The sequence below is a fragment of the Microcoleus sp. B13-B6 genome (assembly GCF_036705405.1).
GTDB lineage: Bacteria > Cyanobacteriota > Cyanobacteriia > Cyanobacteriales > Microcoleaceae > Microcoleus.
The window spans coordinates 1-9,629 of sequence record NZ_JAUBUJ010000175.1 but is presented as its reverse complement, the minus strand read 5'-3'; the positions used below and the strand labels follow the sequence as shown (position 1 = coordinate 9,629).

General features: G+C 47.7%; 14 protein-coding genes. 6 read left to right on the top strand and 8 right to left on the bottom strand.

What is annotated here, in order from left to right:
- From QUB35_RS37445 to QUB35_RS37420, 6 genes are all read right to left on the bottom strand, one after another.
- Positions 1-563 (bottom strand): hypothetical protein (locus QUB35_RS37445; RefSeq protein WP_333147919.1); only part of this gene is annotated, 563 nt, incomplete at its 3' end.
- A gap of 106 nt (positions 564-669) precedes the next feature.
- Positions 670-816 carry a hypothetical protein gene (locus QUB35_RS37440; RefSeq protein ID WP_333147917.1) on the bottom strand — a complete coding sequence of 49 codons (147 nt, stop codon included), beginning with the start codon at positions 814-816 and terminating at the stop codon, positions 670-672.
- Between the two features lie 64 nt (positions 817-880).
- On the bottom strand, positions 881-1,096 hold the full coding sequence (locus QUB35_RS37435; RefSeq protein WP_333147915.1) for a hypothetical protein: 216 nt from the start codon (positions 1,094-1,096) through the stop codon (positions 881-883).
- A gap of 3 nt (positions 1,097-1,099) precedes the next feature.
- Positions 1,100-1,306, bottom strand: a complete 207-nt coding sequence (locus QUB35_RS37430; protein WP_333147913.1) for a hypothetical protein — start codon at positions 1,304-1,306, stop codon at positions 1,100-1,102.
- Between the two features lie 2 nt (positions 1,307-1,308).
- A complete protein-coding gene (locus QUB35_RS37425; protein ID WP_333147911.1) occupies positions 1,309-1,485 on the bottom strand; it encodes a hypothetical protein in 177 nt (58 codons plus the stop codon).
- Positions 1,485-2,102 carry a hypothetical protein gene (locus tag QUB35_RS37420; RefSeq protein ID WP_194011286.1) on the bottom strand — a complete coding sequence of 206 codons (618 nt, stop codon included), beginning with the start codon at positions 2,100-2,102 and terminating at the stop codon, positions 1,485-1,487. Before QUB35_RS37420 ends, QUB35_RS37425 begins: the two co-directional genes overlap by 1 nt.
- A gap of 158 nt (positions 2,103-2,260) precedes the next feature.
- Here QUB35_RS37420 and QUB35_RS37415 point away from each other — a divergent pair, with 158 nt between their 5' ends.
- The 4 genes from QUB35_RS37415 to QUB35_RS37400 all read left to right on the top strand — a co-directional run bounded on the left by QUB35_RS37415 (position 2,261) and on the right by QUB35_RS37400 (position 4,617).
- Entirely contained in the window at positions 2,261-2,545 is a 285-nt protein-coding gene (locus QUB35_RS37415) for a ribbon-helix-helix domain-containing protein (RefSeq protein WP_333147908.1), read from the top strand.
- Between the two features lie 88 nt (positions 2,546-2,633).
- On the top strand, positions 2,634-3,035 hold the full coding sequence (locus QUB35_RS37410; protein ID WP_333147906.1) for a hypothetical protein: 402 nt from the start codon (positions 2,634-2,636) through the stop codon (positions 3,033-3,035).
- A 263-nt stretch (positions 3,036-3,298) separates the two neighbouring features.
- On the top strand, positions 3,299-3,934 hold the full coding sequence (locus QUB35_RS37405) for a Uma2 family endonuclease (RefSeq protein WP_333147904.1): 636 nt from the start codon (positions 3,299-3,301) through the stop codon (positions 3,932-3,934).
- A gap of 455 nt (positions 3,935-4,389) precedes the next feature.
- Positions 4,390-4,617, top strand: coding sequence for a hypothetical protein (locus tag QUB35_RS37400; RefSeq protein WP_333147902.1), 228 nt, complete (start codon positions 4,390-4,392; stop codon positions 4,615-4,617).
- 138 nt (positions 4,618-4,755) lie between these two features.
- Here the strand turns inward: QUB35_RS37400 and QUB35_RS37395 are convergent, their stop codons facing one another.
- The gene (locus QUB35_RS37395; protein WP_333147899.1) at positions 4,756-4,878 is read right to left on the bottom strand and encodes a hypothetical protein; all 123 of its coding nucleotides are present in this window, start codon (positions 4,876-4,878) and stop codon (positions 4,756-4,758) included.
- A 122-nt stretch (positions 4,879-5,000) separates the two neighbouring features.
- On the opposite strand from QUB35_RS37395, the gene QUB35_RS37390 reads away from it, so the two are divergent.
- Positions 5,001-7,988, top strand: a complete 2,988-nt coding sequence (locus QUB35_RS37390; protein ID WP_333147898.1) for a phage/plasmid primase, P4 family — start codon at positions 5,001-5,003, stop codon at positions 7,986-7,988.
- 257 nt (positions 7,989-8,245) lie between these two features.
- Here the strand turns inward: QUB35_RS37390 and QUB35_RS37385 are convergent.
- Positions 8,246-9,285, bottom strand: a protein-coding gene (locus tag QUB35_RS37385; RefSeq protein WP_333147923.1) for an IS630 family transposase whose coding sequence is annotated in 2 segments (ribosomal slippage) — positions 8,246-8,905 and positions 8,908-9,285 — 1,038 coding nt in all. Because the reading frame shifts where the segments join, the coding sequence is not laid out codon by codon here.
- Between the two features lie 154 nt (positions 9,286-9,439).
- Here QUB35_RS37385 and QUB35_RS37380 point away from each other — a divergent pair.
- Positions 9,440-9,629: transposase family protein (locus QUB35_RS37380; RefSeq protein WP_333147920.1), on the top strand; the 190-nt coding region annotated here is incomplete at its 3' end.

The window sequence follows — 9,629 nt, the reverse complement described above, 5'->3', positions numbered from 1 at the left end:
CCAAATCCTCTAGGCGAACCAGTTGCCGACACGCTGGCGCTGTTGTTGCTGGCAGATCCAATAGTCACTGGCACTTTTTCCTGAATCCCTTTATCCGAGCCGACTGTTGCGCGACTGAGCAGCTTCTGTCGGCGTTCTCGGAGCGATTCTTGGATGGTCTGACGCTTTTCCGCCACCTCACCCCGATTTGCGATGGAGGCCATCTTGTTCTCGTGTCGCCAAAGCTCGGCCTGTAAGTCGCCTGTGAGCTCAGAAGCAATCTCGGCTAGTCCGTGCTGACGCTTGGTTTCAATCTTCAGCATCGCTGCTCGGTCTTTCGCGTCTAGTTGCTCCATCTCCGAGCCAAATTCCGCATTGAGCTTGCGGATTTTAGCGATGGCATTTCCGACTTTGGAGCCGAATTTCTTCCTAATTTCTGTCCACCTGACTTGACCGTCACTGATTTTTTCCAGCGCCTCCAGATAGGTCGTAGCGTTGTCCAAAAACGGTTCCAGAACTAGAGCGAGTTGTTCGGCGTTGGAAGCTTTATCTGCCATCGCCTCCAACTTATTAACATCGCTCAAGTAACAATACTCCGGACAGTTTTTGAGACAGAGGCTGAAACCCTCATTCTACCGTTAGCATTTGACCTCCCTGAGAAGGCTGAAACTCGCATTCTGCCGTTAGTGATTAAAAACTGTCCGGACTATTGAAGTAAGAGAGGATGTCCGCTTCTGTATCGGCCCAATCTCCCGCTTTTTCGTCAATGTATGGGCTGTGTCCCGCTGCGGGGTTGCGGATAGCAATGCTGCTGGTATCGTTGCGTCCAAAATCCATAGTACAATCTCCTTAGATAGAACTCTCCCAGCGCAAGCTAGGAGAGGTTTACAAAGCCAGCCGCCTACTTTTCGACGGGTGACGGCTGGCTGAAATTGTTGCTGTTGTTGTTGTTAATCGTGACGTTGCCGTGAATGATTGTCGGCTCCGGGACTCGTTTTGCTCCAGACTGATAGCCTGTGTCGTAGCCGACCGCAAAGACAAGAGCGTTGGTCAATAACGCACCGCCAATCATCAGCGGTGTCACGTTTTTGTCGAAGTCTTTGTCATCATCAAGCATCGCCTAAACCTCCTCAGATTTCACGTCAATTGCATCGCCATTTTTAGATAAGTCCTGGCGTGTTGGTGTTGGTGTTGGCTTATGGTTGATAACTGTGCCAGCGATAAAATCACCCTCGATTTTCTCGACATAGTTACCACCGTTCGTGTTAATAACCCGTTTGCCGGGTTTACCGTCTTCAAACACCACACCGTTAATAATCCGTACCATTTTTAATCCCTCAAACTACTAATTTGACCAACTACTGCAATCGCTACAGCATCCGCTACACCTTCATCTCGCAACTGTAATGCAGCAGCCTGTATAGCTTCCTGTGGGCGGTTTCCCACAACGTTAAAGGTTCGCGTTGCGTTACACTCGCGGCTGACTTTCACTTTGAAATAAGCCATTATTCCGCCCCTCCTAATTGCATCGCCCGCAACTGTGCCAGGACTTCGTTTTGTGCCTTTTGTTCGGCCTGAAAGATTGCCAAGCCTTGTGCTGCGCCCCGGTTCTGTGCTGCGTTGATTCGGGCTTTGTTTAAGTCAGAATCACGTTTTTGTGCCGCTTCATTCTCTGAGGCAATTTGAGCCAGAACTTGCATAACCGACTGATTCAAGGATGCCGAGGTAGTTGCAGCATTTTGACCAAGTTGAGTGATGCGTTGATCCAATGCTGGGGTGTATTCGTTGATTGTCAATGCTCCGGCTGGGGTCGCAGAAGGTGCGGTCGGTGTGGCTTCTACCAGCTTGCGGAGTTCGCTGAGTTTTCCAGCATTCAGTAGTTTGCAAGCTTTCAGGGCAAGCTCAGAGTATTGAGTGGCCCGCGCACCCCCACGCCGTAAGGCTTTAAGCTCAATGCCGTAGATATCTTGTAGCTTGGCAATCGCCTTCTGCAACCCAGACTTATTCAAATTAAGGATGCGCTGCACTTGCGCCGCTGAGTACCAACGTTCAATCGATTCTCTGAGAGAGGAATCGATTTCTGTAACCTCTACGTCAATCACAGCCTGGTTTTTAAGTTCCATAGTTTCGCCTGCTTTGGGAGAATCAATTCAGAATCGATTTGGAATCGATTCTGATGTTTGCCATCATAGCACATCACATCATGGTTGCACATAGTACAATCAAAACAGAAGGTGACAGAACATAGCATGATGGAAGGAGAGATATTGAATATGAACTAATGAGTAGAAAACTAAATGCTGTAATTCCCGATGAAACTTGGGAAGCTTTAGATGAGATAGCTAACCGCGAAATGCGTACCAAAAGCCAGATGGCAGCAATCCTTTTAGGAGAAGCGATTGCAGAGTACCGCAAGCGGCATTCTTTAAAAAATACCGAGGCTGACTTAGCAGATGCTGCCGATCGCCCCGCAGACCCCCAGCCCACAGAACCGGAGCCGATCGCAGCAAAGCCAGCAACAGCAGCGAAAGCTAAGCGGGGTAAGGCAAGTAAAGGCGCTAGTTAATGTCTAGTAACCCTCTAGCATTAAATTCTCACAATTCAACCCAAACCATACCGACCGCCATTCCTTGACCTTTATTACAAAGAAGTAAATGAACAGTTCCGATCGATTAGACCGAATAGAAGCAATCCTTGCCGCCACCGCAGTGCAGCAGCAGGCAAACACCGAGGCTCTGACCAGGCTGGAAGCTCAGACTTCTGCCAACAGCGAAGCGATCGGGCGGTTGGAAGTTCAAACTCTTGCCAATGCGACAGCCATAGATCGACTGACCGAGCGGATTGACCAACTGACCGATCGCGTTGACCGACTGGCTCAACGTTTTGACGGTCTGGTTTCAGCAATCGGGAGCCATCAAGAAGCGCTGAGGCTGATTTCCCAGCAGAACAACGAATGGCGAGAGCAAATGCGAATCATTCAGACAGAAATTCGCGACATCTGGCAGTACCTCAACAACCAACTCCGCAATCGGGGCAACGGCGGCGGGCAAAACTGAAGCGGCTGCCGATCAAGCGTGGAGAAGTTGGGGCGGTGCGGGCGATCGGCTTCTTAACAAAGCTTGGTATAAACTCCCGATCGCACATCCGAACCGCAGCCAACAGAACCGGAGCCCACAGCACCCAAGCCAGCGACAGCAGCGAAAGCCAAGCGGGGTAAGGTCAGTAAAGGTGCTAGTTGATGTCTAGCAACTATTTAGCAACTATTTAGCAACTATCTAGCAAGTATCTAGCAAATGTCTAGCAAAGGAAACAGGCAACCATGATCCAAACCCAAACCAAGACAGTCACATTTGACGAGTTCGCGGCCTGGTATCCAGAGAACTCAGTCCGCCGCTACGAGCTACACAAAGGAGTAATTGTCGAAATGCCTTTAGGAACTGGCCCCCATTCCCGTGTTACAGGTTTTACCAGGGATGAAATCAGTGCAGAAATCAGGCGACTGAAATTGCCTTACTTTATCCCCGGTGACTGTCTGCTTAAACCCATTCGTGATGAGGCAGGTTATCAGCCCGACGTAATTGTCAAAGACCAAGTGGCTCTCGCAAACGAACCGCGCTGGGATAGAGAATCTATCATCACGATGGGGTCTTCTGTACGGCTTGCTGTAGAGGTCGTTAGCACTAATTGGCAGGATGATTACCATTTCAAGTTTGCCGATTATGAAAAATTTGGTATCCCGGAATATTGGGTTGTTGACTATGCTGCAAAAGGTGGCCGGCGGTTCGTTGGCAATCCCAAACAACCCACTCTCTCGGTTTACCAGTTGGTTGACGGCGAGTATCAAATCAGCCAGTTTCGGGGAGATGACCTGATTGGGTCGCTAACTTTCCCACAACTGAAGTTGACAGCCGAACAGATTTTTCGCGCTGGCTTGCCACTAACCGAACCGAACTAGAGACTGGATCGATCGCCCGTGGGGAGTTGTGGCGGCGCGGACGATCGGCGGTGCGGAGAGTTGCGGGGAGTTGCGGGCGATCGGCTTGAATTTACTTGAATTTATTGGAATTTATTTGTTTTTAATAGTTCAAGCTGCCGTTTTTTTGCGTAAAATTTACCACTTTGCGTAAAGTCGTAAATAAGTCAAAATTGCTTGCTAACCATCGGTTGCCCCGTACTTTTACTCAAATTTCCGAACCATCTTTGCGTTTGCGAATAACTGATATTTGTTCGTCCTCTCTTCACGGTCCAAACTGTTTATGCAAGAACTCTTACAAGTTCTTTTGGGGAGCTGGACGATCGAGGCAGTAAGGTTTGCACCTGTTTTGCTGCCCAAATAACACGGTTCGATCGCAACTGACTTTCAGGTGCTAGAATCTATTTACTTGCTGATCGATTATTGAGGCAAACCGTATGCTCTATTCGGAAAACAAAGTACAAGTTGCTGTTTGGCTGCAACCAGAAGTTGTCGCCAACTGCGATACCTATGCCGAATATTTTTCCCAGTCTCGCTCTGGCTTCATCACTGAAGCTTTAAAACTTTACATTCGGCACGCCGAAAAACATTGCCAGTTGCTAGCAGAAAACGGAGAGAACGGCACTAATTCGCACGAACTCGACGAAGAAGCGCTGGCAGCGTAAGCTTTCCAGCGCTTTTTACGACGATTTTTTATACACCCTAACTTTGTCTCTAAAAACCGGCAAGCTTTTGTGCAGACAAAGTTAGGAATCACACCGCAATAAAGGGCGGCTCTTACCAATATTATGTCACACCTGGTTTCAAGAAACACGCTCCCCATTGGCGACGTGGCGGTTAATGCTAGCCTTCGTGCTAACTTGCTGGCTAGCTGTAGCGGTACGATCGCAGGTTCCCCGAAATCTGACACTACCCATAGCTTTCATAGCTTCAAAAAGTCTTCAAACCTACGCTGTAACTCAATTTCACTATATTCCCCGCTAAATACGACAACTAACCGGGAATTTTCTGCTGTTGATTTTGAAGCTGTGATCGGGGGTGCGGTGTAATGAGTACCACACAATCTACACAAGAAAGCCAAGGACTTGATACCGCGCAATCCACGCCGGATTTGAAGGGATTAGGAACGCTATGCAGCATTGACAAAAAATCCCTCACCGCCGACCACGAAGCCCACATCTCAGGTAGAGGCTTACTCAATGATTGGGTCCGCGCCTGCGGCCACAGTGCCAGCATCGCCCAAGCTTCACATTATTTGGGGTATTCAGTAAAATCACCGGGCATCCTATTTATGGGGAAAGATGGGCAAGTACAATACCGACCCGATATCCGGGAGCCGAAGCGAGGTAAAAAGGAACCCCCGAAATACCTTTCCCCAAGCGGAGAATTTGACGCTTTCCTCCCCCCATCCCCCGACAACCCGCTCTACTGGGAGATTGAAGCCCTAAAGCGAGAAGCTTTCTATATCAATGATGTACCCTACATCCTGATTACTGAGGGAGTATTCAAAGCCCTTGCTGGGTGCTCGAATGGTATCCCTACGATTTCCTTGCTGGGAGTAGAGCAAGGCCTCACAGGTAAAGCCCGCGACCCCGAAAATCAGCGATTCCTAGTAGCCGCACTGAGAAGGCTTGCAGAAGCTGGTTTTGGTTTTATTATTGGCTTTGATGCTGATGCGGCCACAAATCCAAATGTCCGTGCAGCCGAGAAGAAATTGGCCAAGCAATTCGCTAAATTTAAAGTACCAGTACGCTCAATTACTGGGTGCTGGGAAGCTGGCCCGAAGGGTGAATTTAAGGGAATGGATGATTTTATTCAGAACAAAGGAATTGAAGAATTCCGAGCAATCCTCACCAAAGCCAAGCTATTTGGTGAGAAAGAGGGTGATGCCGATGGCGAAAAGAAAAGCAAATTCCCTAGCGCTGATGCGATGTCGAGAGAGATAGCAGAGGATTATCGAGATAAGCTTGCCTTCAACAATGAAGTGCTTTGCTGGTATCACTACGAAGCCGATACAACGGGTATTTGGAGTCCAGAAACGGATGAATACGTTGAATCTATTATCTACCACATCATCAAATCTAAGGGCTTAACAAACCTACCGCCAACTTACGTCAGCTCGGTAAAACGTTTCCTGCGACATGAATTAATAGAGCGGAAATGGAAGTCGAAAGCTGGCTTACTTCCCTTTCAGAATGGAGCTTTAGAGATTGCTACGGGCAAATTATATCCCCACTCCCCCGGCTACAAATTCACATGGGCGTTGCCACGCCCGCACTCAGTTGTCGATACTGAGTGGGGAAAAATCAGACAATGGCTAGACTTTGCCACACACGGCAACATTCATGTGCAGAATCTTCTGTTAGCCTTTGCTGCTGCTGTTCTTAAAGGCCGAGCGGAAGTCCAAAAGTTTTTGCACTTAATCGGTATCGGAGGCAGTGGAAAGGGTACATTTATTCGGTTGTTAGTAGCGCTAATTGGAATAGAAAATACGCACAGCAGCACTTTAGATGATTGGTGCAACAATCGCTTTGAAGCAGCCCAAGCTTACTGTAAACGGCTGCTAATATTCCCAGATGAAAACCGAGGAACGCGGTCGCTAGGCAAGTTCAAACAGGTGACGGGCGGGGATTGGCTGCGGGCTGAAGAGAAGGGTCAGAAACCTTTTAAATTCAAGTTTGAAGGCATGGTTGTTGTCGCCTCAGAGTTCCCTATTTTCGGCGCTGATTCAGGCAGTGGCATGGCCCGCCGTACAATCTCTGTGCCTTTTAGCGCTGCCGTCGGAACCCGTCGGGATTTGGACAAGGAATTCCTGCCAGAACTGGCAGCTTTTACCAATTACCTGCTCTCACTTGATGATGCTTGGGTGGAGAATACCTTGCGTGGTGTGATGGATATTCCTGAGATTGGGGCCCAATTCTGGGAGAGCAAGATTCGGGAGGATAGTGTGGCCGGCTTCCTCAATGACAAATTGATATTAGACCCATTCGCTCAAACCAGCATAGGGGATTCCCCTAATGCTGAAGGTACGCTTTATCAGGCTTACCACCAATACTGTGCAGACCAGGGCCACAAACCGCAGGCGGTGAAGAACTTCAGCCCCAATCTAATTGAATGCGCCAGCACAATCCTCGGATGGCAGATAGAAAAAGCGCATACCAAGATAGGCAAAATCATCAAAGGTTTGCGTCTCCGAACCAAAGCAGACGAGCATATCCCGACCTACGATTACGAATTGCAATTGCGCTGCAAAGCTGGTGACGGATGCGGTGACGGGTCGGTGACGGTTCCGGTGACGGGTCAGAACCTTTACTCAGAGACGATTACAGCTTCGGTGACGGATAAACCCTTATCTCAAGGGGAAGAAAATGTCGAAATACAAACAGAAATAAAAAAAGCTCCCGTCGAGGTCAACGAGAGTGTTATCAGCAATGCAGATAATGAGGTATCGGTGAATCCGTCACCATCGCCCGAACCCTTGCCAGTAGCCGATTGTGACCCGTCACCGAATCCGTCACCGAATCCGTCACCGAATTCCGCAGAACTCAACGAAAATGAGCTCAACCTGGTAGAGATGATTCGTGTGGCAACGGCAGAACCCGACCCCGAAGCTGCACGACGGGCAGTGGCCGACATTCTGCCAATTCTCAAAGATGTCTGTGCCAGGGGATCTGCAAACCGTGAGAAAGTTTGGGCCGCTTTAACCGAATCGGAGCGGACGACATTCTCTGCGCTATCGGCTCCGCCTCTGGCACTTACCGACAATCCGCAAGAACCAGAATCCTTGCAACCCGCGCCAGAGCCGGAATTAATCGCCCCCGCCGATGCCGAAAAATTGCGAGAAATTGCGACTGTTTGGTGGCCCGAATACTACCCACAACAGCTTCAAACCCTGATTACACAGATGTTTGGCTGGGGTGCGCCGGGGACTCGGTACGGTGTCGCCACCATTACCGCTTGGCTAGCCTCTGAGGATGCCGTAGTGCGTGAGCGGATAGGCGAACTGATTCGCCGACGCTCGGAGGGTAGCTGCTAATTTTGACAGTCAATAAAAAACCACACAAAATTGTCCGGTTTCAGTGACTTGTGGCTAGTTGTCCTCGTTTTGCCTCAAAATCAAACTGATGTAGGCATGAATAAACACGCTTACGCCCAATCGCCTGTTGCGTTGTTGCACCGATGGAGTAGCAATTGTTGCAGGCGACGCATCTGGTCGCGTATATTTCCTACGGCTAGAAGGGATAGAACCATTAAGTAGATAGGCGGGAAAAAACCAATCTATGTAACAAAACATTAAGTTGCCTGATTGGAGTTAAACTTAAGACGTTGCGTGGTGTAATTTCCCCTTTGTCCTCTAGCTTCTACTCCATGAATTACGGCGTAGGCGAGTTCTAACTCATCATCAAACATTTGTCCTGCCAACTCATCTTTCTTAATGTGTTGCCACTCCAATTCAATGGGGTTCATTTCCGAACAATACTTGGGTAAAAAGAAGATATATAAACCTTGCTTTTCCCAATGCGGCCATAACTCTTGGACTTCTTTGCATCGGTGTATTGGGCCGTTGTCTTGTACAATTACTCTCGGTCGTCCAATTTCAGCAGCTTCCTGGGCTTCTCGCTCCATCATTTTGATATAAGCTTTTCGATCAACACCCCCAATTACTAAACCATAAATAAAACTGATTCCCTGTTGAAGAAGTCCGATAATACTTAGTCTACGACCACGCCGTTTCGTTTGTTCTAACCGTTTTTGCTCACCTATTTGGTAATAAGTATAGCCTGGTTCACTCCACGCACAAAAACCTGATTCATCTAAATACTTTAAGTCAATTCCTCCCGCTGCTGCCTCTAATTGCAACATATCTAAGTCAGATTGCTTCGTTTCTTGTACTAGGGGGTCTTGTTTTCCTTTGTGACTTTTTCTGGCTCGTTTCCAAATAAACCTTTTTTTTTTAGTATCCTTCTTAATCGATCGGCACTTAGTTTGACAGAACGTTCTTTTTCTAATTTCGGGACTAATTGAAGACTGTTATATGTACGTGATTCGTTTTTGAGGCATTCTTTTAAAAACTCTATATCTTCCTCTTTCCACGTTGGCTTTGCCCCTCGACCAGGCAACTCCCAAAGCCCTTCCATGCCTAGATTCGACCATTTATGTAAAACCTCTCTCACTGTTTGTGGAGTCCAGTTAAAATGAGCAGCTATTTTTTCAACGTACCAGCCATGTGCATTTAATCTAATTACTTCTGCTCTATCTTTGACTTTTTGTGGTACAGCAGCAGTTCTCAGTTGTAAGAGAGTTTTGTCTTGCTGTTGAGTCAGGAATACCAGGGTAAACGCATCTTAACTGGAACCCAAAATATGCTACAGTTAAATCCGACTAAATTTCAATGTAGTTTGTTGTAGTTTATGGGTGCTACCAATGGCAAGAGGTTTTAGTAAAGCTGTAATTTCCCAACAAAAACAAACAGATTCATGGCATTCAATGAATATTTTAAATGCCAGTTTTTTAGAGCATTTTGCCAATTTGAAAGACCCCAGAATAGAAAGAAGTAAAGAACACTTACTCAAAGATATTATAGCGATTGCGATTCTAGCTATCATTAGCGGTGCCGACGGATGGGTGGCAATAGAAGCCTATGGTAATGCCAAATATGAATGGTTAAAAAGCTTTC

What these genes read in the sequence shown, in the direction of transcription:
- QUB35_RS37425 (WP_333147911.1), bottom strand. Translation starts at nt 1,485, where the DNA reads ATGGCTTATTTCAAAGTGAAAGTCAGCCGCGAGTGTAACGCAACGCGA.
- QUB35_RS37410 (WP_333147906.1), top strand. Translation starts at nt 2,634, where the DNA reads ATGAACAGTTCCGATCGATTAGACCGAATAGAAGCAATCCTTGCCGCC.
- QUB35_RS37440 (WP_333147917.1), bottom strand. Translation starts at nt 816, where the DNA reads ATGGATTTTGGACGCAACGATACCAGCAGCATTGCTATCCGCAACCCC.
- QUB35_RS37435 (WP_333147915.1), bottom strand. Translation starts at nt 1,096, where the DNA reads ATGCTTGATGATGACAAAGACTTCGACAAAAACGTGACACCGCTGATG.
- QUB35_RS37415 (WP_333147908.1), top strand. Translation starts at nt 2,261, where the DNA reads ATGAGTAGAAAACTAAATGCTGTAATTCCCGATGAAACTTGGGAAGCT.
- QUB35_RS37420 (WP_194011286.1), bottom strand. Translation starts at nt 2,102, where the DNA reads ATGGAACTTAAAAACCAGGCTGTGATTGACGTAGAGGTTACAGAAATC.
- QUB35_RS37395 (WP_333147899.1), bottom strand. Translation starts at nt 4,878, where the DNA reads ATGAAAGCTATGGGTAGTGTCAGATTTCGGGGAACCTGCGATCGTACC.
- QUB35_RS37400 (WP_333147902.1), top strand. Translation starts at nt 4,390, where the DNA reads ATGCTCTATTCGGAAAACAAAGTACAAGTTGCTGTTTGGCTGCAACCA.
- QUB35_RS37390 (WP_333147898.1), top strand. Translation starts at nt 5,001, where the DNA reads ATGAGTACCACACAATCTACACAAGAAAGCCAAGGACTTGATACCGCG.
- QUB35_RS37430 (WP_333147913.1), bottom strand. Translation starts at nt 1,306, where the DNA reads ATGGTACGGATTATTAACGGTGTGGTGTTTGAAGACGGTAAACCCGGC.
- QUB35_RS37405 (WP_333147904.1), top strand. Translation starts at nt 3,299, where the DNA reads ATGATCCAAACCCAAACCAAGACAGTCACATTTGACGAGTTCGCGGCC.